This is a genomic window from Marinobacter confluentis (assembly GCF_004785685.1).
Lineage (GTDB): Bacteria > Pseudomonadota > Gammaproteobacteria > Pseudomonadales > Oleiphilaceae > Marinobacter > Marinobacter confluentis.
On the sequence record NZ_SRPF01000002.1, the window covers coordinates 42,447 to 68,218 of the forward strand.

Here is a 25,772-nt window from a genome sequence, read left to right on the forward strand (position 1 = left end):
CCAGGGCCAGCCCTGAGCCAACTGCAGGCCCCATGACACGGAACTGGTTGCCCATTAAAACAAACCCATGGACCCTGGGCCTGCCGCTGATCGCCATGCTGTGGCTGCTTCACATCTTTGACGCACCACAGCGGCTGAATTTCTGGATTTACGACACCCTGATCACCGCCTACCCGGCTGATATCGCACCGGATGTGGTACTCGTGGGCATAGACGAGCGAAGCCTGGATGATCTCGGGCAATGGCCCTGGCCCAGAGCCGTCCACGCCCGACTGGTTGAAAAACTGGCAGCGGCTGGTGCTGAAACCATTGTCTTTGATGTCCTGTTTTCGGAAGCCACCCCGGACGATCCCGACCTAGCCTCTGCCATGGCCGCCCATGGCCAAGTCATTCTTCCGCTGCACCTGTCCCCGCTGTCCAGCAACCAGCTGATCACCACGCACCTGCCAGCGCCGGACCTGGCAACGGCGGCTGCCGGGCTGGGCCACGCCCATGTCGAACTGGACGAGGACGGCATTGCCCGTGGCACCTATCTGCGCAATGGTCTGGGCGACCGGTTATGGCCAAGCCTGGCGCTGGCGGCCGCCGGTGTGGGGCAATCACCGGGGCCAGATCCGGAAGCGGCGCCCTACACCAACGTTCGCCAGCAGTATCGCGCCGTTCCTCTGGCGGGAGGCGCCGGCACCATCACGGCTTATTCCTACAGTAATGTGGTTTCCAGCCCACCTTCCCCTGAGCGGTTCCGGAACAAAACGGTTTTTGTAGGGGCAACGGCCGCAGGTTTCGGCGACATTCTCCCGACGCCTTTCTCGGGGCTGCGGCAGCCTCTGTCCGGGGTCGAATTCCATGCACAGGCGTATTCGGCGCTGGTTGAGAACCGCCTCATCAGCCGCCTGCCAGAGAGCCTGTCGTTGGTGCTGGCAATCATCATCCTGGTATTTCTGGCGGTTGCCCTGCCCAGAATGCGGCCGGCACGTGCCCTGGGGCTATGCCTGTCCATCGCTCTGACGCTGCTAATCACCCAGGTTGCGTTGTTGTTGATCGGCAGTGTCTGGTTTTCCGTTGCCCCTGCGCTGATTGTGGCCACCCTGGCGATCCCGGTATCAAGCGCACTGCGCCTGGCCATGACCAACCGCTTCCTGAACCGGCAGCTGGATGACCTGGCCATGGGTCCGGCCATGAGTCTTCCCAAACCTTCCGTCCGTCACCCGGCCCAGCTGCTTTCCCACTTCCGCGCCCTGCTGCAGCCACGGGGCTGGCTGGTCGCCAAGGACGAAGAGGTGATCGATGCCGAAGGCCTCAGCCTGGCAGATGTACCGGAACTGACGGAAAACGGCCGCTGGCTTCACCGGAACAATGAAAGCTGGATCCGCCTGGTCCGAAACGGAACCATTTACACCATCGGCCTCAAATTACCCAACGATCTGAGCCGGGAAGCAATACAGCGATATCTGCAGCGTCTTCCACTGATGGAAGCCAGCACGGACGAGCCTCACCGGTCCCCCCGCGAAAACGTCTCCGCCAGGATTGAACGGGTGCGCAAAGCAACGCACCAGATGAACCAGATGCAACAGTTCATCCAGCGCAGTTTTGAAAGCATGCCCGATGGCATCATCGTGACCGACGAACTCGGGGTGATACGATTTGCCAACGGGCATATTGAGGAATGGTTCGGCGAGCCTACGCCCAGCCTGAGCGGCCTGCCATTGGCCCGGCTGCTTGATGGCCACGACCCCCGCGAGACGACGCCCTGGCACGAAACCGTCTCCGAAACCCTGACCCTGGCCCAGGCCAGAACCGTTGACCTTCGCCTTTCAGAGAAATCATTCCTGATTCACTTTGCCCCCTTCGCCCTGCCCGGCAGCGAACAGAATGGGATCATTGCCAACGTGTCGGACATTTCAGAACTTCGGGAGCAGCAGCGCCAGCACCGGGAGGCTATCGACTTCATCTCCCACGATGTTCGCTCGCCCCTGGTGTCTCAGCTAGCCCTGATCGAACAGCTCAAGCGGAATCATGGCCAGATCGACACCGCGCAACTGGACCAGTTGGGCATGCTGGCCCGTCGCAGTTACCATCTGGCGGAGGAGTTTGTACAGTTAGCGCGGGCAGAGCAGCTTACCGAAACCCGCTTCTATGAGTGCGAGCTCCTGAATATTGTCGAAAACGCGCGGGACAGCGTCAGCGAGCAGGCTACGGGGAAAGGCATTCAACTGGTACTGAATGGCCAGGAAGACCTCTGGCTGAAAGGTAATGCAGAACTGCTGGAGCGTGCCGTGATCAACCTGATGACCAATGCGGTTCAGTACAGCCCTAGCGGTTCCACAGTCACGATACTGGTGTTCAGCGCCGGCCATGAGGCCTGCCTGACCGTAAACGATGAGGGCGAAGGCATCGCTGACGAGGAAATGCCGCACCTGTTCAGCCGCTACCGGCGCCAGAAAAGCAGCGAGCTTTCGGGGAACCACGGCACCGGCCTGGGCCTTTCGTTCGTTAACGTGGTGGTTGAAAAGCACCGGGGCAGCATCTCGGTGGACTCCCGGCTTGGGGTGGGCTCATCATTTCAGCTGAAGCTGCCGATGATGCCGCCTCCACGTTGAAAAGCCAAAAAAAACCACCGGCGCTGCCAGTGGCTGTAAACGTTCTCGTTCTGCCTGTGCTCAACTCTGAAACTCAATTCTGAAACTCAACTCTGAAAAGTTTTACTCACCAGATCAGATGGTGGGCTCATCAGGCCGTTATCGTCTTCCGCCTGAACGCTGAAGTACCACGTGCCCTCAGAAAGACCGTCCACGGTGTATTCCATCACGTAGGCATCGTTAACGTAGATTTTCTGATCCAGATTTTCCGGATTCTGACCGTAACTGATGACGTACCCTGCCAGCTCGGCCATATTCAGGGACTCGTTGTTCTGGCGCTGTAGCGGCGCATTCCAGCTTAATGCTGCCTGCCGATCCGGGGTCTGCCCGTCAACGCTCTGGCCAGACGTACCCGATGAACCAACGGTGCCGGATGCGGCCTGGGAATCAGAGCCGCTGGAAGAACCACCGCCTCCACAACCAGTCAAAACGATTCCAATGATAAACGCGGCGATCCATGCCTTAGACACTTTAATGACGCGTTTCATAGCAGCTTTACACCAGGTTTCCGTCGAATTTGTGAAATTCTATAAAATTGACGCAAACGAAGCCGTGATCTCTGTCATTTCAATAGCTGCCTTTTCGCCATTTTTTTGACGGCGCGGCGGCTTCGCTTGGCGACTACCTGGAGCGATAACGTGCGAAGTGTTGTTTTTATTCCAGCGCTGAATCCAGGAAAACCTGAAATGATCGGCGTTTCAAAAAGACCGGGGGCTTTCGCGCAGACAAAAAAAAGCCAATCGTTTCCGACTGGCTTTTCAATAATGGTAGCGGGGGCTGGATTCGAACCAACGACCTCCGGGTTATGAGCCCGACGAGCTACCAGACTGCTCTACCCCGCATCAAACTGGTGGTTAAACGGAGTGGCTCCGATCAACGTGCGCGTATACTAAGGATTCACGTGCAGGCTGTCAATCGATATTTTCAAACAGGTCAGTGGCAAAGGAGAGAGGTTCTGCCGGTTTCCCGGCATAGAGCCCAACCGTTTCAATGGCTTCCTGGACCGGCCGGAACGACCGACGATGTTCAGGCGTTACACCGTACTGATTGAGCGCAGCCAGATGCGCAGGTGCGGGATAGCCTTTATTACCGGCGAATCCGTACTCGGGGAAGCGCTCGTCAAGCAGTTTCATTTCCCGGTCCCGGGTTACTTTTGCCAGTATGGAGGCGGCACTGATGGCCTCAACGCGGCTGTCACCCTTGATCACCGGCTCCGACGGCCAGTGCCAGTCCGGACATCGGTTTCCATCTACCAACACGTACTCGGGCGAAACCGACAGCCCTTCCACTGCCCGCTTCATGGCGAGCATTGTGGCCCAGTAAATGTTCAGCCGGTCGATTTCATCGGCCTCGCATCGACCAAGACACCAGGCAGTCGCATTTTCCAGAATCTGGTCATAAAGTGCTTCCCGACGCTTTTCTGTCAGCTTCTTGGAGTCAGCCAGCCCGGCTACGGGCCTGTCCGGATCAAGAATCACGGCAGCAGTCACAACCGCGCCGACCAGAGGACCCCGCCCGACCTCATCTACGCCGGCAAGCAGACGGCCCCGGTACCTGCAGACAAAAGGTGGCAATGGCGGCCTGGCCATCAGCGGTTGCCCCCGATCAGGTTGGCTATTGCTGAGGCGGCCTGCTCGTCTGCATTCTGTCGCAGGCTATTGTGAATCTCCGAGAATGCTTCCGTCAGACGCTGCCGTTCGCCCGTGTTCTCAAGGCGCTCCAGCACCGCTTCGCCCAGGGCCTCAGGCGTTGCGTCGTCCTGAATCAGTTCCGGCACCAGCGGCTGCCGGGCTAACAGATTGGGCAGCGCTATATAGGGCGACTTGACCATGCGCGACACTATTTTGAAACTGAGGTTGCTTAGGCGATACCCGACCACCATCGGCTTTTTGAGCAGCATGGCCTCAAGCGTTGCCGTGCCGGAGGCCAGCAGCACGACATCCGCTGCGGCCATGACTTCACGGGAACGACCCCGGACAATGGTGACCGCAAGTTTTACATCCAGCGCATCAACCAGCGCCCTGACCTGTTGCTCGCGCTCACGATTGACACAGGGAATGGCGAGCTGAAGGTCTGGCCGGCGTGACTGGATCCACCGCGCCGCCTCCAGGAACAGACCGCCCAGCCGCTCAACTTCGCCGCCGCGGCTGCCGGGCAGGATTGCCAGTACCGGCGCCTGCTCATCCAGGCCCAGGTTGCGACGCGCGGCAAGTGTGTCTGGCTCCATCGGAATCATGTCCGCCAGCGGGTGGCCGACAAAGGCTACCGGCACCTTGTGCTCTTCATAGAACCTTGCCTCAAAAGGAAACAGGGTGAGCATCAGGTCGACGGATTTGGCAATCTTGAAAATCCGGTTCTGGCGCCAGGCCCAGACTGACGGGCTGACATAGTGGGCGGTCAGCATGCCGGCATCACGGCAGCGGCGCTCAACGCCCAGGGTGAAATCCGGTGAGTCGATACCGATCACCACATCCGGGGGATTCTGCAGGAAATAGCTCATCAGGCGGGCACGAATGCTGAACAGTTCCCGCAGCCGGCCCAGCACTTCAACCAGCCCCATCACGGAAAGACGTTCCATGGGCACCAGCGAATGAAAGCCCTCGGCGACCATCTCGTCACCGCCAATACCCACAAACCGCGCCCCCGGGTATTTGCGGCGAAGGGCACGAATCAGCCCTGCGCCCAGAATGTCCCCTGAGGCTTCTCCGGCGACAATGCCAAAAACGGGCGCTCGATGTCGGTTCTGGGTCATCAGTGGCTAGCGGATAATGCCGCGGTCGGCACCACGCAGTGAATCAATCAATGGCCGGATCTCGGGGATGTCCTGACAGGTTTTTTCCAACTCTTCCACCGCCTGTGCCGTGGTCAGGCCCTGGCGGTAAATGGTTTTGTAGGCCCGGCGCAGGGACATCAGTGCGTCCTTGCTGAAACCCCGGCGTCGCAGCCCTTCCACATTCATGCCAAACGGCTTGGCTGACTGGCCGCTGGCCATGACGTAGGCGGGGATGTCTTTGAGAACAATGCTGCCACCGGCGGCCATGCTGTGAACGCCGATATTGCAGAACTGGTGCACCATGGTACCGCCGCCAAGAATGGCGTAATCGCCAATCGACACGTGGCCGGCCAGTGTTGTGGTGTTTGCCAGGATCGTGTTGTTGCCAATCACACAATCATGGGCCACGTGAACATAGGCCATGAACAGGTTGCCATTACCAATCACGGTTTCACCACGATCCTGAACGGTACCCCGGTGAATAGTGCAGTTTTCGCGGATAACGTTGTCGTCACCGATGAGCAGTGTAGTGGGCTCGCCCGCGTACTTCTTGTCCTGGCATTCTTCGCCGATGCTCGAGAACTGGAAAATACGATTGTTCCGGCCGATGGTGGTCGGGCCTTTAATCACAACGTGGGAGAGAACTTCGGTGCCCTCACCGATTTCCACGCCGGGGCCAACGTAACTCCAGGGGCCAACCGTGACTCCTTCAGCCAGCTTTGCGGAAGGATCCACGATAGCCTGGGGATGAATTCCCGACCAGTCGTTTGTTGTCATCAGCCTTCTCTCTCAGCGGTCAGTATTTCTGCCACACAGACAACTTCATCATCTACCAGGGCACGGCATTCAAACTTCCAGATTCCACGCTTACCCGTGAGAATACGAGACTCCATGAGGAGCCTGTCTCCGGGCACAACAGGACGCTTGAAGCGCACCTTACTGGAACCGGCCAGATATTGCACCAGCCCGTCTGACGGCTTGCGCCCGCCGGTCATGAAAACCAGAATACCCGAAAGTTGCGCCATCGCCTCAAGAATCAGTACGCCGGGCATGATCGGGTTATTCGGAAAGTGGCCGGCAAAGTAGGGCTCATTCAGGGAGATGTTCTTAAACCCCTTGATGAATTCACCTTTCTCAATATCGGTTACCCGGTCTACCAGCAAAAAGGGGTATCGGTGAGGCAAATACTCCTGGATTTCATCGATGTACATCATCACTTTGGGTCTCAGCCTTCCAGTTTCTTTTCCAGTTCTTTGATTCGCCGCGCCAGGCTATCGAGCTGCCGGAATCTGACTGCATTCTTGCGCCACTGCCGATTGGTGTCCGCCCCGGTGCCTGAAGAGTATACGCCAGGCTCGGTGATATCGCCGGTCACCATGGTCATGCCGGTCAGGTGAACCTGATCGGTCAGGGTCAGATGGCCGGATACGACCGACGCACCGCCGAACACGCAATGACTGCCAATGCGCGTGCTGCCGGCGATACCTACCATGCCAGCCATGGCACAGTGGTCGCCGATATTGACGTTGTGGGCAATCTGGACAAGGTTGTCCAGCTTAACGCCGTTGCCGATCACGGTATCATCAAGCGCACCCCGATCTATGGTGGTATTTGCGCCTACCTCAACGTCATCTCCCAGTATCACCCGGCCAATCTGGGCAATTCGGTGCCAGGCACCTTTCTCATTGGCAAAGCCGAAGCCGTCAGACCCCAGCACCGCACCACTAAGGATATGGCAACGTCTACCGATCACCACATCGTGAGCAAAGGTCACTCTCGGCCGTAATAGAGAGTAATCCCCCAACTGGCAACGGGCACCGATCACCGAGCCGGCGCCAACAACCACGCCCTCACCGATCACGACATCATCTTCGATCACCGCCTGGGGGCCAATACTGGCACTGTCCGGAATCCGGGCAGATGCAGATACTACCGCCGAGGGGTGAATCCCGGCTGCCGCCACCGGCGCGGGGTCAAACCGATGGCTCAGGGTTGCGTAACCAAAATAGGGGTTGTCCATGAGCACTGCAGCGCCGGTGAACTTGTCTGCCACCGAAGGCGAGATAATTACAGCTGAAGCCCTGGTGTCAGCCAGGTGACGGGCATAGGAAGGGTTCGCCAGAAAGGCGATCTGTCCTGGAGTGGCGGCTTGGAGCGTTGCCAGGCCGGTTATCTCGATGTCTGGTTCACCGCGCAATTGCGCACCAAGCTCAGCGGCAATATCGCCCAGTCGCATGGAAGACTTCACCATCACCTACTCCCCGAAGATGGATCAAGCGGAACCCTGGAACCGGGTCCCGGAAGATTAACGGTCCAGCTTTTCCAGTAGCTGTGCTGTCAGATTCATGTCCGGCTTGACGTACACCACGGCTTCGCTTGGCAGGATCATATCCAGGTCATGCTCGTCGACCAGTTCCTGAACCGCCGCATCCACGTCCGGACGGGCCTCTTCCAGAAAGCTCTGTTTGCGGTTGGCGACGGTTGAATCGAGCCTCTGTTTAAGCGCGTTGAACTGCTGCACTTTCTCCTGGAACTGCGCCGCCAGCCTGTTGCGCTCTGATTCATTCATCATGGCGCCGTCCTGTTCCAGCCGCTCCTTCAGCGCCCTGGCTTCCTCCTGGGTTTCCCGCACTTTGGCTTCTTCGCCGGAAAAATCCTGTTGCAGTTTTGCACTGAACGCCTGGGCTTCCTTGGATGAGAAAAGCGCCTGACGAAGGTCAACAACGCCGATTCTGGTCTCTGCAACAACCGGGGTTGACATCAGCAGGGCAACCAGGGTGGCCATTATGGGTAAACGCAACATATCTACTCTCCTGAAATCATACTAGACGGTATTGGCCAGAACTCTTAACCAGCCCCTTTAAAAGGTCTGTCCCAGTGAGAACTGGAATACCTGGGTATCATCACCACTTACATCGTTCAACGGCCGGGCAACACTGAAGGCCAGCGGGCCGACCGCGGTTATCCACTGGAATCCGATACCAGCGGAGGCCCGCACGTCATCCAGCGTCCACGAGAATTTCCGGTCCGCATCAAATACCTGCCCCGCATCCACAAAGAACGCGGACCTCATGGAGCGGCTATCCCCGGCAAAGGGCGTCGGGAAAATCAGTTCCAGACTGGCCTCGGTCAGGAAGCTACCACCGAACGGGTCGGGATCTGAGAAATCGTTCGGGGCGTTGGTGGCTCTAGGGCCCAGAGAGTTGGCCTCAAAGCCACGAACCGATCCATATCCGCCGGCAAAGAAATGCTCGTAGAACGGCATGATGGTGCGACCATCATAGCCATCGCCGTAGCCGATCTCCGAGCGGGCACGCACCACCCAGGTGTTATTGTCGTTCAGCGGCTGGAAGAAATCATTTTTCTGGCTCAGTTTGTAGAAGGTCAGATCACTGCCGGGCACGGCAACGTCTGCTGACACCGAAATACTGTATCCGTCGGTAGGCAGGATACCGCGGTTAAGTGTGCTTCTGCGCCAGGAACCGAACAGGAAATAATTATTGAAGTTGTTGCCTTCTTCCCGAATGAAGTCCCGGACTTCCTGTGCGGTAAATGCGCCCTCCTTGACCTTCGACAAGGTATAGCCTGCGCCGAAGTTTAGCCGGGTAATGCTGTCTGTGGGGTAACCGAAATTAACCCTGCCGCCGTATTCATCCAGCAGGAAGGAGGTAATATCCTGCTCCTCGAAGTCGGTTTCCCTGGCGAACACACTGAAACCACGGCTGACGCCATCCACGGTGTAATAGGGGTCCTGGTAGGAGAAATTTGCGCTCTTGATCGAGTCGCTGACATTGACACCAATGGACACCCGCTTACCGCTGCCGAAGAAGTTGTTCTCGGAAATATTGGCCCCGAGAATCACACCGGACGCCTGAGAAAAGCCCACTGAAGCAGACAGGCTGCCGGTTGCCTGCTCAACCACCGAATAGTTCACATCGACCAGGTCGTCTGTGCCGGGGACAGGCACGGTTTCGACGTCAACGGTTTCGAAAAAGCCCAGCCGCTCGAGCTGGGTTTTGGAATACTCAATCCGGTCTGTGGAGGCAACGGCAGATTCCATCTGGGTCATTTCCTGGCGAAGAACGTCGTCACGGGTGGACACATTGCCCTCGAAATTGATTCGGCGAACGTAAGCCCGCTTACCCGGCTCGACAAAGAAAGTAACCGACGCGGTGTTGTCATCTCCGGGTTCCGGCACGCCGTTTACAGTGGCGAAGGCGTAGCCCTCGCGACCAAGGCGGCGTGACAGCAGCTCTGAAATTGCTGTTACCCGGGACTGGGAGAACACGTCTCCCTCATCAATGAAAATCAGTTCGCGTAGCTCTGACTCCTCAACAATCAGGTCGCCCCGCAGGTTCACTTCAGAAACCGTATATTCAGGTCCCTCATTAAGGGAAATTGCAATGAAGACCTGCTTTTTATCCGGCGAAATGGACACCTGGCTGGATTCCACATTGAAGTCGATATAACCACGGTCCAGGTAATAGGAGCGAAGGGTTTCCAGGTCGCCGCTGAGGCGCTCACGGGCGTATTTGTCAGCGCTGGTGAGCGAATGCCAGAAGCTGGTGGTTTTCAACTCGAACAGGTCCAGCAGCGTGTCATCGTCAAATGCTTCGTTGCCCACAATATTGAGGTGCTGGATCGCTGCCACTTCGCCTTCATTGATCTCAAGGCTGATGGCGACCCGGTTCCGGGGCAGAGTCTCTGCCTCGGCTTCCACCCGGGCGTTGTAGCGGCCCTGGCCGATGTAGGACCGCAGGATTTCGAGTTCAAGCCGTTCCAGGGTTGCCCGCCGGAACACCTGCCCTTCTTCGAGACCTGCGCTCGAAAGTGCATCCATCAACATGGGGGTTTCAATGTTCTTGTTGCCTTCGATCTCAATCGAGGTGATGGAAGGGCGTTCGGTGACGGTCAGGATCAACACACTGTTATCGCGGCTGGCTTCAATATCGGTAAAAAGGCCGGTGCGAAAAAGGTCCTTGATGGCACCGGCTAGTTGCAGTTGATCAACACGCTCGCCGATGGAGACAGGAAACGCAGAAAACACAGTACCGGCAGATACCCGCTGCAAACCCTCCACCTCGATATCCGAAACGGTGAATTCTTCTGCCAGTGCCGGTGTTACGGTTATGAGGGCTGCCAATAGGCCGACTGCTAAACTCTGAAGAGAAGGTCTCATTCAATCAATTCGCCTGTTGATGCGCATAAAGGGTCCGCAATTCTCACAACCGCATCAGGTCATTGTAAAGTGCAAACACCATTAAAGTGAGGATCATTGCCATTCCAATCCGTAATCCGAAGGCCTGAGCCTGCTCAGACAGCGGCTTTCTGCGAATGGCTTCGATGGTGTAATAAACGATGTGCCCACCATCCAGAACCGGAACGGGCAGCAGGTTGAGCACGCCAAGGCTAACGCTCAGATAGGCCAGGAACCGGATAAAATCCTCAAACCCGGAGCTGACGCTGGCCTCGGCAATACGGGCGATGGTGATGGGGCCGCTGAGATTCGTGGGCGACAGCAGCCCTGTCACCATCTTCTTGATGGCAACCAGGGTCAGACGGGTATCGGCCCAGGTTTCCGAAATCGCCTGGGGAACGGCCGCGAAAGGCCCGTAGCGGGTATCGCGTAGGAACTCGTCGGGCCAGGTCACTTCCTTGACACCCGCACCAATAAACCCGGTGACGGTTCCGTTTTCGCCCTCGCGGGCAGCCGGCCTTACCTCAATGTTCATAGCCTGACCATCACGGACGATGCCCAGGGTGATGGTTTCTTCAGGCGCCTGCTGAATCGCCTCAACCAGCGTAAACCAGTTCGACACAGGTTCGCCGTTGACAGCCTCCACCCGGTCACCCACCTTCAGGCCGGCGGCCTGCGCACGGCCATCGGCGACTATTTCACCGAGAACCGGCGGCACATCGGGCCGCCAGGGAGACAGCCCGAATTCCGCCAGAGGGTTGGGCGTGTCGTCGCTCAGGCCCCAGCCGTCCAGGGTGCCGGAAACCTGCCCCCGGTTACCGCTGGCAGACACACCGAACGCAATGGAGCCGTACTCGCCGGTGCGCTCGAGTATTCGCATGTTGATATCACGCCATGACGCCACCTGATGCCCGTCGACGGAATGAATCTCCATGCCTGATTCCAGACCCACCCTCTGGGCAACGCTGCCCTGCTCTACGTCACCCACAATGGGCGCCACTGTGGTGAAGCCAACCACACTGAGCAACCAGTAGGCGAAAATGGCAAATAGGAAATTGGCAATCGGCCCCGCCGACGCAATAGCAATGCGTTTCGACGGCGACTTGGCATTGAACGACTGGTTTTTAAGCTCTTCCGGGACGGGCCCTTCCCGCTCGTCCAGCATCTTGACGTAACCGCCGAGAGGAATCGCCGCGACCGCAAACTCGGTGCCGTGGCGGTCATACCAGGAAAACAGTGGTTTACCGAAACCCACGGAAAATCGCAGTACCTTTACACCGCAACGGCGGGCAACCCAGAAATGGCCGTATTCGTGCAGTGTCACCAATATGCCGAGGGTCAACAGCAGGGCCAGGACGGTTTCAACTATCTGCATAGTGATCTCGATTCCGATTAATCAGCGACATCCGTTCCCGCGCGACCCGGCGGGCTTCAGCGTCTTTTTCAAAGATGGTATCAAAGCTGTCAGCGTTTACCGTGGCAACCCTTGCAAGGGTCTGCTCAATGATAACGGCGATATCCGCGAAGCACAGCTTACCATCCAGAAAGGCCGAAACGGCTTCTTCATTGGCCGCATTCAGGACCGCCGGCGCCGTCCCGCCTGAACGGAAAGCTTCGGCCGCCAGCCGCAGACAGGGGAACCGTTCAAGATCCGGTCGCTCAAAATGGAAAGAGCCAATCTGGAACAGATCCAGCGGGGCGACGCCTGCATCGATGCGCTCGGGCCAGGCCAGACCATTAGCGATGGGCGTGCGCATGTCAGGGCTTCCCAGCTGCGCCAGAACGGATCCATCGGCATACTCCACCATCGAGTGAATGATGCTTTCAGGATGCACGTGCACTTCGATGGCGTCCGGGGTGGTATTGAACAGCCAGCAGGCTTCGATCAACTCCAGTCCTTTGTTCATCAGCGTTGCAGAGTCCACCGAAATTTTCTGGCCCATGGTCCAGTTAGGGTGCGAGCAGGCTTCAGCCGGCAGAACATCGCGCAGCGATTCGGCAGAAAAGGTTCTGAAAGGCCCGCCAGAGGCCGTGAGCAGGATACGGGTAATGCCAGCGCCACGGGTGTCGCGAATCCGCTCCGGGGGCATGCACTGGAAGATGGCATTGTGCTCACTGTCGATGGGCAAAAGTTCAGCACCCGCCTGGGCAACGGCATCCATGAACAGCTGCCCTGACATGACCAGCGCTTCCTTGTTGGCCAGCAATACCCGTTTACCCGCCCGAACCGCCGCCAGGGTTGGCAGCAGACCGGCAGCGCCAACAATCGCGGCCATGACCGTGTCGCTTTCAGGGTCGCTGGCGACCCCGCAAAGACCTTCTTCACCAGACAAAACCTGAATGGCAGGCAGATCGGAGAGCTGGTCTGACAGCGCATCGGCGCTGGCCTGGTCAGCCATTACCGCATAGAGCGGCCTGAATTCCCGGCAAAGGCCCGCCATACTGTCCACGCTGGTGCTGGCAGTAAGAGCATGAACACCAAAGCGGTCGGGATGACGACGAATCACATCGAGGGTGTTCAGGCCAATTGAGCCAGTGGCTCCGAGAATAGTGACGCTACGCTTCATGAAATTACCAGTGCCCGGCTGTCAGCCATCCCAGTTGGGTGATAATCAGCGCGAAAACCGGTATCGCCGCGGTCAGGCTGTCAATTCGGTCCATGATACCACCGTGGCCCGGCAGAAGATGGCTGCTGTCTTTTATGCCCCGGAACCGTTTCAGCATGCTTTCCATCAGATCACCCACCACAGAGATGCCACCCGTAATCAGGCTCGCGAGAATGAGTAGCACAATGTCCCCGGCGCTGGCCTGGGCAAGAAATCCGATCAACAGCGCAAACACTGCCACCGCAACCAGCCCGCCCCAGACGCCCGCCCAGGATTTGCCCGGGCTGACCCGTGGCGCCAGCTTGGCCTTGCCAAAGGCCCGGCCGGCGAAGTAGGCGCCAATATCCGCTACCCAGACAATACAGAATACGTACAGGATCAGTAGCAGGTTGTTCGCGCTGTCACCAAACTGGAACCCCCCGGTTCGGAGATGATTCAGGCCCACCCACGCCGGCACCAGAACAAACAGACCCATGATGGCCCTTGCAGTGCAACTGCCCCAGCGGCCTGAACCAGCCGGGTAACCGCGAATCAGCAGAAAACACACAACCCACCACAGTAGCGCCGCCCAGAGTACAACGGTTGCCGGCACTTCCAGCATGCCAAACAGAATCGCCGCCGTTGCCAGGGCAAAACCAATGCGCCCCAGTGGCTGGGTAACACCAGCCATGTTCGCCCACTCCCAGGCACCGATGGTAATAATCACGCCGGTAAACAGGGCAAAGCCCAGCGGCGGCAGAAAGAAAATACCGCCAATGACAATGGGCGCCAGGATCAGCGCAGTGATGATTCGAGTTTTAAGCACAGTCTTGATCGCTTTGTTGTCGTTATTGTTCGGAGGCCGGGGCAGCAATTTGATCATCCGTCTGCCCGAAACGCCGTTTGCGACCAGCGTAGGCCTTTAACGCCAGCTCCATTTCAGACTCCTGGAAATCCGGCCAGAACACCGGCGAAAAATACAGCTCGGTATAGGCAAGGTGCCAGAGCATGAAGTTACTGATGCGCTGTTCCCCAGCGGTGCGGATCATCAGGTCGGGCATGGGAAGATCACCGATAGACAAGTGCTGCTGGATCAGATCGTCAGTGATATCAGAGGGTTCCAGCTCTCCGGCCTGGACCTTTCGGGCGACCGCCTGGCTGGCCTGGGTGATGTCCCAGTGGCCGCCATAGTTGGCGGCAATCACCAGGGTCATCTGGGTATTATGCCGGGTCAGCTCTTCGGCCTTGAACATGTGCGACTGAAGGTTGTCGCTGAATGCCGTCCGGTCACCGATTATTTTCAGGCGGATGTTGTTGCGATGAAGTTTCTTGACTTCACGCTCCAACGCAAACAGGAACAGCCGCATCAGGGCAGTCACTTCGTCTTCCGGCCGCCGCCAGTTCTCACTGGAAAAGGCGAACAGCGTCAGCACCTCTACCCCCTGACGGGCACAGGTCTCAACCACCGACCTGACTGCTTTGACGCCGGCTTTATGGCCGGACACACCCGCCAGCTTGTGAGATTTCGCCCATCGGTTGTTGCCGTCCATGATGATGGCCACATGTCTGGGCTGGCTTCCTGCCGATAACGGAATCTCTGCGGAAACGCTTGCGGTCATGCAATCCCCTGCGCTGGATTATTGACTTGTAAAGAGGGCTGATCAAACAGCCATCAGGTCCTCTTCCTTGGCCTTCAGCAGCTTTTCGACTTCGGCAATGTAGCGGTCCGTCAGCTTCTGGATCGCTTCCTCGCCGTTGCGTTCTTCGTCTTCATTGATTTCTTTTTCTTTCAGCAGCTCTTTCAGCATGCTGTTGGCATCCCGGCGTGCATTGCGAACCGAAACCCGGCCATGCTCGGCATCAGCCTTGGCCTGCTTGACCATTTCCTTGCGGGTTTCCTCGGTCAGCATCGGCATCGGGATGCGGATCACCTCACCGTTGTTGGACGGGTTCAGGCCCAGGTCCGCCATCATGATGGCTTTCTCGATTTTCGGCAGCAGCGGCTTTTCCCAGGGGGCAACGGCCAGTGTGCGGTTGTCTTCCACGTTCACGCTGGCCACCTGCTTCAACGGAGTATCCTGGCCGTAGTAGTCCACGAGCACGCTATCCAGAATGGAAGGATGGGCGCGGCCGGTACGAATCTTGTTAAAAGCCGAATTCAGAGACTCAAGGCTCTTTTTCATTTTCTTTTCTGCTTCGGATTTGATGTCGTCAATCACTTCAGTATCCTCAAATTCATTGGTCAGAAATTACCCATTCCCGGGTACTATTCAATCAGCGTGCCTTCGGTCTCGCCGGTTACGATCCGGGTCAGAGCGCCCGGCCGGTTCATGTCGAAAACCCGCAATGGCATGCTGTGGTCCCGGGCCAGACAAATGGCCGTCAGATCCATCACGCCCAGTTTCTTGTCCAGCACTTCATCGTAGGTCAGGCGCTCGTACTTCACCGCCGTCGGATCCTTGTAAGGGTCGGCTGAATATACGCCGTCTACCTTGGTGGCCTTGAGCACCGCGTCCGCTTCAATTTCGATGCCCCGCAGGCAGGCTGCTGAATCCGTGGTAAAGAACGGGTTGCCAGTGCCCGCACAGAAAATCACCACATCGCCATCTTTCAGATCGCGTACCGCACGGCGGCGATCGTAGTGCTCAACAATACCACTCATGGGAATAGCAGACATAACGCGGGTGCGAATATTCGAACGCTCGAGTGCGTCGCGCATCGCCAGACCGTTCATCACGGTGGCCAGCATGCCCATATGGTCGCCGGTTACCCGGTCCATTCCGGCCGCATTCAGGGCGGCGCCACGGAACAGGTTTCCGCCGCCGACCACCAGGCCAACCTGTACACCAATACCGATCAGTGAACCAATATCCAGCGCCATGCGATCGAGCACTTTCGGGTCGATACCGAAATCGTGGTCCCCCATCAGGGCTTCACCGCTGAGCTTCAGCAGCACTCGCTTGTATCTGGGCTGGGTGTTGGACGACTTCGGCATGGCGATCCCCTCTTTCTTTTAAGTCTGGCTTTTATAAGCCCGGCAGGCCGGACATTTCAGGCTTGTATCTGACATACTCCTCGCAAAAGGGGTATCTCAGATACAAGCCCGCCACGAAAGCCGGAATGCTCCAACTGACGTGGCAGACTTTATTGGCACCCGGGACAGGGCCCGGACGCCCGCTCGAAAGGATCAGGCCTTGCTGGTGCCGGCTGCCGCAGCAACCTCGGCAGCGAAGTCCACTGCTTCCCTCTCGATACCTTCGCCGACTTCCAGACGCACAAAGCTGACCAGATCGCCGCCCTGACCCTTGATGAGCTGACCTACGGTCTGCTCAGGGTTCTTGACGAACGGCTGCTCAACCAGGCTGTTCTCAGCCAGGAACTTCTTGATGCGACCACCCATCATCTTCTCGACGATTTCGGCGGGCTTGCCTTCCATGTCCGGCTGGGCCTTGATCACATTCTTTTCTTTTTCAAGCTCTTCAGCAGGCATGTCTTCTGGCTTGCCTACGCGCGGGTTAACCGCAGCAACGTGCATGGCAACGTCACGGGCGGTTTCCGCATCGCCGGCGCTCAACGCGACAACGGAAGCAATCTTGTTGTTGCTGTGAACATATCCGCCAACCACAGGGCCTTCTACGCGGATGATACGACGAACGGTGATGTTCTCACCGATCTTCTGAACCAGCGCTTCACGCTTGCCTTCCAGTTCGCCGGCCATCAGGCTTTCAACATCCGTCACGCCTTTGCTGAAAGCAACATCAAGCAGTTCGTTGGCAAAGTTCATGAAGTTGTCGTCACGGGCGACGAAGTCGGTTTCGGAGTTCACTTCCAGAATGTAGGCGACGGTGTTGTCGTCAGACACACGAATCAGTGAAACGCCTTCCGCAGCCGTACGGCCTGCTTTCTTGGCTGCCTTCAGGCCGGATGACTTGCGCAGCTCTTCAATTGCCGCGTCAACACTTCCTTCAGCTTCAACCAGTGCTTTCTTGCACTCCATCATGCCAAGGCCGGTACGCTCACGCAGTTCTTTGACCATTGCAGCAGTAATTGCAGCCATGTTCATTCCTCTTAACTGTTACACATTCGAATAGGTCGATTACTCAGCTGCCGGGGCAGCACCTTCCGCGTCTTCGCTGACTTCAACAAACTCGTCAGCGCCGCCGGCTGTCTGTGAAGCTTCAAGACAGGTGTCAGCAATCGCCTTAACGTAAATCTGGATAGCGCGAATAGCGTCGTCGTTACCGGGAATCACGTAATCGACGCCGTCCGGGTCGCTGTTGGTATCAACAACGCCAATAACCGGAATACCAAGCTTGTTGGCTTCCTTGATGGCGATCCGCTCGTGATCAACGTCGATAACGAACATTGCGTCAGGCAGGCCGCCCATATCCTTGATACCGCCGATGGATCGCTCAAGGCGGTCCATTTCACGGGTGCGGTCCAGGGCTTCTTTCTTGGTCAGCTTGTCAAAGGTGCCGTCCTGACTCTGCACTTCCAGATCACGGTAGCGACGGATCGACTGACGGATGGTCTTGTAGTTGGTCAGCATGCCGCCAAGCCAGCGATGGTTCACATAAGGCTGGTTCGAACGAATAGCTTCTTCCTTGATGATCTTGGCGGCGGCGCGCTTGGTGCCGACGAACAGGATCTTGTTCTTGCTGCTGGCGAGATTATGCACAAAGTTCAGTGCATCGTTCATCGCAGGAACAGTCTGTTCAAGGTTGATGATATGAATCTTGTTACGGGCGCCGAAGATGAACTTCGACATTTTCGGGTTCCAGTAGCGTGTCTGGTGACCGAAGTGAGCGCCTGCCTTTAGCAGGTCACGCATATTTACCTGAGCCATGATAGTTACCTTTTTAGCTTCGGGTTAGTCCTCCACGCGTCCGATTGACCCAACCAGGCTTCGTTTAAACTCTGGAGAGCAACAGAAGCAGGCACCCTGGGACAACGTGCTGACGCGTGTGCGAATTTGCCGGAATCGTTTCCAGCGGGCGCGTTTATACCATAAATCAGACACCGGGTTCCATTAATTTATCGGCCCCGACCGCCTGTTTACCGGGCCCTTCCTTGTACCCCGCCCCACTCCCCCTTAAAATGGCGCTCTGGTTTTAATCAACGGGAAACCCAATGACGGTAACGATCAAGACTCCGGAAGAAATCGAAAAGATGCGTGTTGCCGGCAAGCTGGCGGCCGATGTACTCGAAATGATCGGCGAGCACGTTCAGCCCGGCGTCAGCACCGAGAAGCTGGATGCCATCTGCCACGATTACATTGTGAACGAGCAGAAATGTATTCCGGCGCCCCTTAACTACAAAGGTTTCCCTAAATCCGTCTGCACCTCGGTCAACCATGTGGTGTGCCACGGCATCCCCACCGAAAAGAAAATCCTGAAAGAGGGCGACATCCTTAATATTGATGTCACTGTCATCAAGGATGGCTACCACGGCGACACCAGCAAGATGTTTATCGTAGGCAAGCCCAAACCCGGCTCAGAACGGCTGATCCAGATTACCCAGGAATGCCTATATAAAGGCATCGAGCTAGTACGGCCCGGCGCCCAATTGGGGGATATCGGGCACGTTATCCAGCAGCACGCCGAGAAGCACCGCTACTCTGTGGTGCGTGATTATTGCGGCCACGGTATCGGCAAGGTATTCCACGAAGAGCCCCAGGTGATGCATTACGGCAAACCAGGGACCGGTATGGAGCTAAAGGAAGGTATGATTTTCACCATTGAGCCCATGATCAACCAGGGTAAGTACCACACCAAGCTGCTGCCCGACGGCTGGACCGTTGTTACCAAGGACCACAAGCTCTCGGCCCAGTGGGAACACACCATTCTGGTCACTGCGGACGGGCACGAAGTGCTGACGCGCCGCCCGGATGAGTCTTTCTAGGTGGACCTGAGCGCCCTCGAAACCCGAATCAGCCAGGACACATCTCCGGTACCCGCTGCCCGCGAACTTCTCAAAGCACGGTATACGGAAGACGCCGAAGCGTTCCGGAAGATTGCCACCGAAGAGCTGGACATCCGCGCTCTGGTCCGCTCCCGTTCCCATACGGTTGATCGGGTTCTGTCGCTGATCTGGAACCGCTACAGCTTTGCCAGCTCTCCGGACATTTCCCTGGTTGCCGTAGGCGGTTATGGCCGTGGCGAGCTACATCCCCACTCCGATATTGACCTGCTGATTCTCACCCGCAATGGCATAGAAGAATCCTGGCAAGAGGATCTCGGTGGTTTCGTCACGCTGCTGTGGGACCTGAAACTGGACATCGGCCACAGCGTTCGCAGCATTGAAGAAAGCATGGCGTCAGCCCGAGAGGACGTCACCATTCTGACCAACCTGCTAGAAACCCGCACTATTGCTGGCCCCGACGATCTGAGAGCCGAGCTCAGCGAAAAAGTCTACTCGGACGAAGTCAGCAGCGACATCGATTATTTCGTGGCCAAGCGCGAAGAGCAGAAGCGTCGACACAAAAAATACGGCGATACCGAGTACAACCTGGAGCCCAACGTCAAGGGCTCACCGGGCGCGCTGCGAGACATCCAGACCATCGGCTGGATTACCAAACGGCATTTTGGCCTGCAGAACATCGCCGACCTGACCCGCTTCAGCATCCTGACCGAGGAAGAACACCAGATTCTGCTGCAGGGAGAAACCTTTCTCTGGCAGATCCGGTATGGCCTGCAGTTGATTGCCGACCGCAACGAGAACCGGCTGCTGTTTGACCACCAGCGGGCCCTGGCACAGATGCTCGGCTACAAGGATCAGGGCAAGCGCCTGGGCGTCGAGCTGATGATGCAGTCCTACTATCGTACGGTTCTGGCACTGGCCGAGCTCACCGACGTGATCCTGCAGTATTACGATGAAGCGATCATTGGCGCCGGTGATGAGGATGACGTCCTGCCCCTGAACAAACGTTTCCAGATCCGCAACTTCTATATAGAAGCCGTCAATAATCAGGTCTTCGCCTACTCTCCCTACGCCATCATGGAAATTTTCGTGCTGATGGCGCAGCATCCGGAAATCAAAGGCATAAGGGCGACCACCATCCGCTCTCTGCGGGCCCATCGCCACCTGATTGATGATGCCTTCCGGTCCGACCTGGCGGTGACCTCTCTGTTCATGGAACTGTTGCGAACCCCCCATGAACTGGACCAGACCCTGTCGGCGATGAAGAAATACAACGTGCTTGGCCGCTACCTGCCCGAGTTCGGCCAGATCATCGGCCAGATGCAGCACGACCTGTTTCACATCTATACCGTTGACGCCCACACCATGCGGGTCATCCGCAACATGGTACAACTGGACAGCATCGAACTGCGGAACGATTACCCGCTCGCGTCCCGCCTGATTCATCATCTTCCGAAGCTGGAAACCCTTTACATCGCCGGCCTTTACCACGACATCGCCAAAGGCCGCGGTGGTGACCACTCGGAACTGGGCGCTATTGATGTGGAAGCTTTCTGCCAGCGCCATCACCTCAGCGACCGGGACACCCAGCTGGCGTCCTGGCTGGTGGAAAATCACCTGTTGATGTCGATGACCGCCCAGCGCAAGGACATATCCGACCCGGATATCATTTTTGCTTTTGCCCAGTCCGTACCCAGCCAGGTGCACCTGGACTACCTGTATGTACTGACGGTATGCGACATCAGCGCCACCAACCCGAAACTCTGGAACACCTGGCGGGCTTCGCTGTTGCGCCAGCTGTATATCGAGGCCAAGCGGGCGCTGCGCCGCAATTCCCAGACTCCGGTGGACCGCCACGAATGGGTACGCGCTACCCAGTCTGAAGCGCGGGAAATCCTGCACGCGCAGAACATGACCGACGAGCAGATCGACGGCATCTGGGAAACCATGGACGAAGACTACTTCCTCCAGGATTCCACCGTGGATATCGCCTGGCAGACCGCTGCGATCATCCGCCATGGCGGCGACCCCGACCCGCTGGTGATGATCCGGGATACCCGTGGCGGACCGACTGATGGCTATTCCCAGATCATCATCTACATGCACGACCGCATAGACCTGTTTGCAGCGACCACTGCGGTGCTGGAACAGCTCAATCTGAACATCGTCGACGCCCGCATCAGCTCCAGCGACGGCCCCTACTCTGTCAGCTCCTATATTGTTCTGGATGAAAAACACAAACCCCTGGGCATTGACCCGGCCCGAAAAGACCGCGTCCGCCAGCGGCTGATCGAGGAACTGGACGATCCCGATGATTACCCGGACATCATCCATCGCCGCACACCGCGCCAACTGAAGCATTTCGCCTTCCCGACGGAGGTGACGTTCTATAACGACACGGTAAACCAGCGCACGGTGATGGAAGTGATCACCCCGGACCGCCCCGGCCTGTTGGCAAGGGTCGGCCAGGTTTTGCTGGAACACCGGGTAAGACTGACCAACGCCAAGATCGCAACGCTTGGTGAACGGGTGGAGGACGTGTTCTTCGTTACGGATGAGTACGGCGAACCAATCCATGACCCTGAAGCCTGCCGTTCCCTGCAGCGGGATCTGTGCACAACCCTGGACGACCTGACATGAACCCTGATCTGGACCGACTGCACCCCTACCCGTTCGAGAAACTAAGCAGCCTGAAAGCAGGCATCCGGGTGCCCGGGCATTTGCGCTCCATTTCCCTGGGGATTGGCGAACCCAAGCATCCGTCACCGGATTTTGTGAAACAGGTAATCGCAGACAACCTCGACAAGCTGGCCAATTACCCCAGCACCCGAGGCATCGATGAATTGCGCCAGGCCATTGCCGACTGGGCCACGCGGCGATTTTCACTGACGCCCGGAACACTGACGCCGGAACATCACATCGTGCCGGTCAACGGCACCCGCGAAGGCATTTTCTCACTGGTACAGTCCGTAGTGGACAGCAGCAGGCCGGCAACGGTGGTGAGTCCCAATCCGTTCTATCAGGTTTACGAAGGCGCCGCGTTTCTGGCAGGCGCAACACCCCACTACCTGGCCTGCGATGCCGCCCACGATTTCATTCCGGACTTTGACCGGGTGCCAACCTCCGTGTGGGAGGATTGCCAGGTGCTGTTCCTCTGCTCCCCTGGCAACCCCAGTGGATCGGTGATGCCCCGGAAAACCCTGGCACGAGTGATTGAACTGGCTGACCGATACGATTTCATCGTGGCCTCTGACGAGTGCTATTCCGAGCTCTACCCCGATGAAAACAACCCGCCTGAAGGTCTGCTACAGACCTGCGCCGCCATCGGTCGAGATGATTTCGCCCGGTGCATCGTGTTCCACAGCCTGTCCAAACGCAGCAATCTGCCGGGCCTGCGGTCAGGATTCGTGGCCGGGGATGCAAGCGTTCTGGCGGGGTTCCTGAAATACCGCACCTACCACGGCTGCGCCATGCCGATTCACAACCAGCTGGCCAGTATCGCTGCCTGGCAGGATGAAGATCACGTTCGGGAAAACCGTGCGGCCTACCGGGCCAAATTCGAGGCCGTTGTGCCCATTCTGCGCGAAGTCATGGACGTGGATTTTCCCGATGCCGGTTTCTACCTCTGGCCGGAAACGCCGTTTGACGACGAAACCTTCGCCCGGGAATTGTCCGCGCAGCAAAACGTTCACGTTTTGCCCGGCCGCTACCTGTCCCGCACAGTAGATGGCCACAACCCCGGTGAGAACCGGGTGCGCATGGCACTGGTTGCCCCGGTTGACGAGTGCGTTGAGGCGGCAAAGCGAATCGTTACTTTTGTGAGGAATTACCAACCGTGAAAATCTTTGGCATCCGCAACTGCGATACCGTCAAGAAAGCCCGTAAATGGCTCGACGACGCCGGCATCGATTACCAGTTTCATGATTTCAAGAAGGATGGCCTGAGCCCGGACACCCTGACGCAGTGGGAGAAATCCCTGGGCTGGGAAGCCCTGGTGAACAGGCGCGGCACTACCTGGAGAAAACTGCCCGAGCAGGTTCGTGATAATATCAGCGCCAGCACGGCCCATGAACTGATGCTGGACAACCCATCGCTGATCAAGCGGCCGGTGGTCGAGACCAGCGGCGGCGTCAGCGTCGGTTTCAACGCAGATGACTGGGCCAGCCAGTTCAAACACTAACTTTCAACATTAATCATTCAGGAGCACATCAATGAGTTTTGCATTCGGCATCGGTATCGGCACCCAGAATAACAAGGGCGAGTGGCTGGAAGTCTTCTATCAGCTGCCGGTGATTACCCCGGATAATGGCCTCATCGAAGTGGCTCGCAACGTTCTGGGCTACCAGGGCGGCAACCAGGCGATTGCAGTAAAGCCTGAACAGCTCAAATCCCTGGCCGACGGCCTGCGGCAGATCGGTCAGATGGAGCAGTCCACGCTGGCTGCCAAAGCGGCGGACAGCAAACGACCGGTCGTGGTCACCCTGCTGGACACCGACGACACCGCATCGAGCACACCAGAGGTGTACCTGAAGCTGCACCTGATCTCCAGCCGCCAGGCACGGCCCCACGAACTCAAGCTAGACGGGATCTTCGGCCTGTTGCCGAATCTGGCCTGGACCAACGAAGGCGCGGTGGATCTGAACGAACTGCCGGACCGCCAGCTCAAGGCCCGCATTGAAGGCCGCACCCTTGAAGTCAAGTCAGTGGACAAGTTCCCGCAGATGACGGACTACGTGGTTCCCAAAGGCGTCCGCATTGCCGATACCGCTCGCGTTCGACTGGGCGCCTATGTCGGCGAAGGCACCACCGTCATGCATGAAGGCTTTATCAACTTCAACGCCGGCACCGAAGGCAAGAGCATGATCGAAGGCCGGATTTCAGCCGGTGTAATGATTGGTGAAGGCTCTGATCTTGGCGGCGGTTGCTCCACCATGGGCACCTTGTCTGGTGGCGGCAATATCATTATTTCGGTGGGTGAGAACTGCCTGATCGGCGCCAATGCCGGTATCGGCATTCCGCTGGGTGATCGCTGCAAGGTGGAAGCCGGCCTTTACATTACCGCTGGCACCAAAGTCGCGCTGCTGGACGAAAACAACGAACTGGTAGAAGTTGTGAAAGCCCGGGACCTGGCCAGCAAAACCGACCTGCTGTTCCGCCGCAACAGCCAGACCGGCGCGGTAGAATGCAAATCCCACAAGACCGCCATCGAGCTGAATGAAGAACTCCATGCCAACAACTGATTCAGCCCAGCGCTCTGCCACACTGGACCTGGCCGTCGATCTGATTCGGCGTCCTTCGGTCACCCCTGACGATGCCGGCTGTCAGCAGTTGATGATGTCACGCCTTGAAGCCCTGGGCTTCAAGGGTGAGTCCATGCGCTTTGACGACACCGATAACCTCTGGGCCCGCAAGGGCTCGGACGGCCCGGTGCTGGCGTTTGCCGGACATACCGATGTAGTGCCGACCGGGCCGGAGAAAAACTGGGTGCACCCGCCTTTTTCCGGCGAGATTGATCAGGACGGCTACCTGCACGGTCGTGGCGCAGCAGACATGAAAGGCAGCCTGGCCGCCTTCGTCACCGCCTGCGAGCGGTTCGTGAAGCAGCACCCGAATCACCGGGGTTCCATTGCCCTGCTGATTACCAGCGACGAGGAGGGCCCGGCCAAAAACGGCACGGTGAAAGTGGTTGAGACCCTGGAAGCCAGGAACGAGAAAATCGACTGGTGCCTGATCGGCGAGCCCTCCAGCACTGACCGCGTTGGCGACGTGATCAAGAACGGTCGGCGGGGTTCACTGCATGGCTACCTGACCGTGCACGGCATTCAGGGCCATGTCGCCTATCCGCACCTGGCAGAGAATCCGGTTCATACCGTGGCACCGGCGCTGGACGCGCTGGCGAACGAGTTCTGGGATCATGGCAACGACTTCTTCCCGCCCACCACCTTCCAGATCACAAAGATCGAGGCCGGCACCGGCAGTAACGTGATCCCGGGGGAATGCCTGGTGCATTTCAATTTCCGTTATTGCACCGAAAACACCGCCGAAAGCCTGGAAGAGCGGGTAGTCGCCATCCTAGACCGACACAAGCTGAAATACGATCTGCAATGGAATCTCAGCGGGCGGCCGTTTCTGACCGACAGCGGCGCCCTGGTGTCTGCGGCCCAGAACGCCATTCGCACCATAACCGGCGAGGAAACCGAGCTTTCCACGTCAGGCGGAACGTCGGACGGCCGCTTTATTGCGCCCACCGGCGCCCAGGTTCTGGAACTGGGCCCGCGCAATGCCACCATCCACAAGGTCAACGAATGCGTGAGAGCCGCTGACCTGGATATCCTGTCTGAGATGTACGAGCAGATTCTGGTGGAACTGCTGGCCTGATATCAATAATGAGGCGGAGGCGCCTCGTCTTCTTCCTTGCGGATATTTGAGGATGACACTTCCTTGAGCTGGTTGTTCAGGTGCTTTTTGGCTTCCCAGAGCTCACGGATATCCAGCTCCTGCCGAGCCACCTGTTCGCTCAGGGTATTGATCAGGTCATCCTGAAAGGCAACCCGTGTTTCAAGCTCGTCCAGCCGCCGGGCCAGTTCACCGGAACTATCGCGGCGGCTGTTTGCGTTATTCGCTGTGCTCATGCTCACCATGCTTGGTCAGCGCCTCCC

At 57.7% G+C, this 25,772-nt stretch carries 24 protein-coding genes and 1 tRNA gene; 7 read left to right on the forward strand and 18 right to left on the reverse strand.

Annotation, left to right across the window (positions count from 1 at the left end):
• The first annotated feature begins 47 nt into the window (after positions 1–47).
• Positions 48–2,600 (forward strand): CHASE2 domain-containing protein, encoded by a 2,553-nt coding sequence (locus tag E5Q11_RS05760; RefSeq protein ID WP_318527248.1) that lies wholly within the window; start codon positions 48–50, stop codon positions 2,598–2,600.
• Positions 2,601–2,686: 86 nt separating this feature from the next.
• Here E5Q11_RS05760 and E5Q11_RS17945 read toward each other — a convergent pair whose 3' ends face one another.
• The 17 genes from E5Q11_RS17945 to rpsB all read right to left on the reverse strand — a co-directional run bounded on the left by E5Q11_RS17945 (position 2,687) and on the right by rpsB (position 18,040).
• Positions 2,687–3,127: a fibronectin type III domain-containing protein gene (locus E5Q11_RS17945; protein WP_225314853.1), complete on the reverse strand. Its 441-nt coding sequence runs from the start codon at positions 3,125–3,127 to the stop codon at positions 2,687–2,689.
• Positions 3,128–3,404: 277 nt separating this feature from the next.
• Positions 3,405–3,481: transfer RNA gene (locus E5Q11_RS05770), tRNA-Met, on the reverse strand.
• Positions 3,482–3,550: 69 nt separating this feature from the next.
• Positions 3,551–4,228: a ribonuclease HII gene (rnhB, locus tag E5Q11_RS05775; protein WP_135802478.1), complete on the reverse strand. Its 678-nt coding sequence runs from the start codon at positions 4,226–4,228 to the stop codon at positions 3,551–3,553.
• Entirely contained in the window at positions 4,228–5,391 is a 1,164-nt protein-coding gene (gene lpxB, locus E5Q11_RS05780; protein WP_135802479.1) for a lipid-A-disaccharide synthase, read from the reverse strand. The genes rnhB and lpxB overlap by 1 nt, the downstream gene beginning before the upstream one ends.
• A 6-nt stretch (positions 5,392–5,397) precedes the next feature.
• On the reverse strand, positions 5,398–6,189 hold the full coding sequence (lpxA, locus tag E5Q11_RS05785; protein ID WP_135802480.1) for an acyl-ACP--UDP-N-acetylglucosamine O-acyltransferase: 792 nt from the start codon (positions 6,187–6,189) through the stop codon (positions 5,398–5,400).
• Positions 6,189–6,626, reverse strand: a complete 438-nt coding sequence (fabZ, locus tag E5Q11_RS05790; RefSeq protein WP_135802481.1) for a 3-hydroxyacyl-ACP dehydratase FabZ — start codon at positions 6,624–6,626, stop codon at positions 6,189–6,191. The genes lpxA and fabZ overlap by 1 nt, the downstream gene beginning before the upstream one ends.
• Before the next feature lie 11 nt (positions 6,627–6,637).
• Positions 6,638–7,663 (reverse strand): UDP-3-O-(3-hydroxymyristoyl)glucosamine N-acyltransferase, encoded by a 1,026-nt coding sequence (lpxD, locus tag E5Q11_RS05795; RefSeq protein WP_135802482.1) that lies wholly within the window; start codon positions 7,661–7,663, stop codon positions 6,638–6,640.
• A gap of 54 nt (positions 7,664–7,717) precedes the next feature.
• Positions 7,718–8,215, reverse strand: a complete 498-nt coding sequence (locus tag E5Q11_RS05800; protein ID WP_135802483.1) for an OmpH/Skp family outer membrane protein — start codon at positions 8,213–8,215, stop codon at positions 7,718–7,720.
• Positions 8,216–8,272: 57 nt separating this feature from the next.
• A complete protein-coding gene (gene bamA / locus E5Q11_RS05805; protein ID WP_135802484.1) occupies positions 8,273–10,591 on the reverse strand; it encodes an outer membrane protein assembly factor BamA in 2,319 nt (772 codons plus the stop codon).
• A 43-nt stretch (positions 10,592–10,634) separates the two neighbouring features.
• Positions 10,635–11,984 carry an RIP metalloprotease RseP gene (gene rseP / locus E5Q11_RS05810; protein ID WP_135802485.1) on the reverse strand — a complete coding sequence of 450 codons (1,350 nt, stop codon included), beginning with the start codon at positions 11,982–11,984 and terminating at the stop codon, positions 10,635–10,637.
• The gene (gene ispC / locus E5Q11_RS05815) at positions 11,971–13,176 is read right to left on the reverse strand and encodes a 1-deoxy-D-xylulose-5-phosphate reductoisomerase (protein WP_135802486.1); all 1,206 of its coding nucleotides are present in this window, start codon (positions 13,174–13,176) and stop codon (positions 11,971–11,973) included. Before ispC ends, rseP begins: the two co-directional genes overlap by 14 nt.
• A 4-nt stretch (positions 13,177–13,180) precedes the next feature.
• Complete coding sequence (locus E5Q11_RS05820) at positions 13,181–14,020, reverse strand: phosphatidate cytidylyltransferase (RefSeq protein WP_135803346.1); 840 nt, start codon at positions 14,018–14,020, stop codon at positions 13,181–13,183.
• A 22-nt stretch (positions 14,021–14,042) separates the two neighbouring features.
• Complete coding sequence (uppS, locus tag E5Q11_RS05825; protein ID WP_135802487.1) at positions 14,043–14,813, reverse strand: polyprenyl diphosphate synthase; 771 nt, start codon at positions 14,811–14,813, stop codon at positions 14,043–14,045.
• Positions 14,814–14,855: 42 nt separating this feature from the next.
• The gene (gene frr / locus E5Q11_RS05830) at positions 14,856–15,413 is read right to left on the reverse strand and encodes a ribosome recycling factor (RefSeq protein ID WP_135802488.1); all 558 of its coding nucleotides are present in this window, start codon (positions 15,411–15,413) and stop codon (positions 14,856–14,858) included.
• 47 nt (positions 15,414–15,460) lie between these two features.
• On the reverse strand, positions 15,461–16,189 hold the full coding sequence (pyrH, locus tag E5Q11_RS05835) for a UMP kinase (RefSeq protein ID WP_135802489.1): 729 nt from the start codon (positions 16,187–16,189) through the stop codon (positions 15,461–15,463).
• A 192-nt stretch (positions 16,190–16,381) separates the two neighbouring features.
• Positions 16,382–17,251, reverse strand: coding sequence for a translation elongation factor Ts (gene tsf / locus E5Q11_RS05840; RefSeq protein WP_135802490.1), 870 nt, complete (start codon positions 17,249–17,251; stop codon positions 16,382–16,384).
• Positions 17,252–17,290: 39 nt separating this feature from the next.
• On the reverse strand, positions 17,291–18,040 hold the full coding sequence (gene rpsB / locus E5Q11_RS05845) for a 30S ribosomal protein S2 (RefSeq protein ID WP_135802491.1): 750 nt from the start codon (positions 18,038–18,040) through the stop codon (positions 17,291–17,293).
• Between the two features lie 284 nt (positions 18,041–18,324).
• Here rpsB and map point away from each other — a divergent pair, with 284 nt between their 5' ends.
• Genes map through dapE form a run of 6 tightly spaced genes read left to right on the forward strand, consistent with a single transcriptional unit; the run spans position 18,325 to position 25,491 of the window.
• Positions 18,325–19,095, forward strand: a complete 771-nt coding sequence (gene map / locus E5Q11_RS05850; RefSeq protein WP_135802492.1) for a type I methionyl aminopeptidase — start codon at positions 18,325–18,327, stop codon at positions 19,093–19,095.
• A complete protein-coding gene (locus E5Q11_RS05855) occupies positions 19,096–21,753 on the forward strand; it encodes a [protein-PII] uridylyltransferase (protein ID WP_135802493.1) in 2,658 nt (885 codons plus the stop codon).
• On the forward strand, positions 21,750–22,952 hold the full coding sequence (gene dapC / locus E5Q11_RS05860) for a succinyldiaminopimelate transaminase (protein ID WP_135802494.1): 1,203 nt from the start codon (positions 21,750–21,752) through the stop codon (positions 22,950–22,952). The genes E5Q11_RS05855 and dapC overlap by 4 nt, the downstream gene beginning before the upstream one ends.
• Positions 22,949–23,293 (forward strand): ArsC family reductase, encoded by a 345-nt coding sequence (locus tag E5Q11_RS05865; protein ID WP_135802495.1) that lies wholly within the window; start codon positions 22,949–22,951, stop codon positions 23,291–23,293. The genes dapC and E5Q11_RS05865 overlap by 4 nt, the downstream gene beginning before the upstream one ends.
• A 31-nt stretch (positions 23,294–23,324) precedes the next feature.
• Complete coding sequence (gene dapD, locus E5Q11_RS05870; protein ID WP_135802496.1) at positions 23,325–24,353, forward strand: 2,3,4,5-tetrahydropyridine-2,6-dicarboxylate N-succinyltransferase; 1,029 nt, start codon at positions 23,325–23,327, stop codon at positions 24,351–24,353.
• The gene (dapE, locus tag E5Q11_RS05875; protein ID WP_135802497.1) at positions 24,340–25,491 is read left to right on the forward strand and encodes a succinyl-diaminopimelate desuccinylase; all 1,152 of its coding nucleotides are present in this window, start codon (positions 24,340–24,342) and stop codon (positions 25,489–25,491) included. The genes dapD and dapE overlap by 14 nt, the downstream gene beginning before the upstream one ends.
• A gap of 2 nt (positions 25,492–25,493) precedes the next feature.
• On the opposite strand, the gene E5Q11_RS05880 is transcribed toward dapE, so the two are convergent.
• Positions 25,494–25,745 carry a SlyX family protein gene (locus E5Q11_RS05880; RefSeq protein ID WP_135802498.1) on the reverse strand — a complete coding sequence of 84 codons (252 nt, stop codon included), beginning with the start codon at positions 25,743–25,745 and terminating at the stop codon, positions 25,494–25,496.
• Positions 25,746–25,772: the final 27 nt, after the last annotated feature.

What these genes read in the sequence shown, in the direction of transcription:
- E5Q11_RS17945 (WP_225314853.1), bottom strand. Translation starts at nt 3,127, where the DNA reads ATGAAACGCGTCATTAAAGTGTCTAAGGCATGGATCGCCGCGTTTATC.
- rnhB (WP_135802478.1), bottom strand. Translation starts at nt 4,228, where the DNA reads ATGGCCAGGCCGCCATTGCCACCTTTTGTCTGCAGGTACCGGGGCCGT.
- lpxB (WP_135802479.1), bottom strand. Translation starts at nt 5,391, where the DNA reads ATGACCCAGAACCGACATCGAGCGCCCGTTTTTGGCATTGTCGCCGGA.
- lpxA (WP_135802480.1), bottom strand. Translation starts at nt 6,189, where the DNA reads ATGACAACAAACGACTGGTCGGGAATTCATCCCCAGGCTATCGTGGAT.
- fabZ (WP_135802481.1), bottom strand. Translation starts at nt 6,626, where the DNA reads ATGATGTACATCGATGAAATCCAGGAGTATTTGCCTCACCGATACCCC.
- lpxD (WP_135802482.1), bottom strand. Translation starts at nt 7,663, where the DNA reads ATGGTGAAGTCTTCCATGCGACTGGGCGATATTGCCGCTGAGCTTGGT.
- E5Q11_RS05800 (WP_135802483.1), bottom strand. Translation starts at nt 8,215, where the DNA reads ATGTTGCGTTTACCCATAATGGCCACCCTGGTTGCCCTGCTGATGTCA.
- bamA (WP_135802484.1), bottom strand. Translation starts at nt 10,591, where the DNA reads ATGAGACCTTCTCTTCAGAGTTTAGCAGTCGGCCTATTGGCAGCCCTC.
- rseP (WP_135802485.1), bottom strand. Translation starts at nt 11,984, where the DNA reads ATGCAGATAGTTGAAACCGTCCTGGCCCTGCTGTTGACCCTCGGCATA.
- ispC (WP_135802486.1), bottom strand. Translation starts at nt 13,176, where the DNA reads ATGAAGCGTAGCGTCACTATTCTCGGAGCCACTGGCTCAATTGGCCTG.
- uppS (WP_135802487.1), bottom strand. Translation starts at nt 14,813, where the DNA reads ATGACCGCAAGCGTTTCCGCAGAGATTCCGTTATCGGCAGGAAGCCAG.
- pyrH (WP_135802489.1), bottom strand. Translation starts at nt 16,189, where the DNA reads ATGCCGAAGTCGTCCAACACCCAGCCCAGATACAAGCGAGTGCTGCTG.
- tsf (WP_135802490.1), bottom strand. Translation starts at nt 17,251, where the DNA reads ATGGCTGCAATTACTGCTGCAATGGTCAAAGAACTGCGTGAGCGTACC.
- rpsB (WP_135802491.1), bottom strand. Translation starts at nt 18,040, where the DNA reads ATGGCTCAGGTAAATATGCGTGACCTGCTAAAGGCAGGCGCTCACTTC.
- map (WP_135802492.1), top strand. Translation starts at nt 18,325, where the DNA reads ATGACGGTAACGATCAAGACTCCGGAAGAAATCGAAAAGATGCGTGTT.
- dapC (WP_135802494.1), top strand. Translation starts at nt 21,750, where the DNA reads ATGAACCCTGATCTGGACCGACTGCACCCCTACCCGTTCGAGAAACTA.
- dapD (WP_135802496.1), top strand. Translation starts at nt 23,325, where the DNA reads ATGAGTTTTGCATTCGGCATCGGTATCGGCACCCAGAATAACAAGGGC.
- dapE (WP_135802497.1), top strand. Translation starts at nt 24,340, where the DNA reads ATGCCAACAACTGATTCAGCCCAGCGCTCTGCCACACTGGACCTGGCC.
- E5Q11_RS05880 (WP_135802498.1), bottom strand. Translation starts at nt 25,745, where the DNA reads ATGAGCACAGCGAATAACGCAAACAGCCGCCGCGATAGTTCCGGTGAA.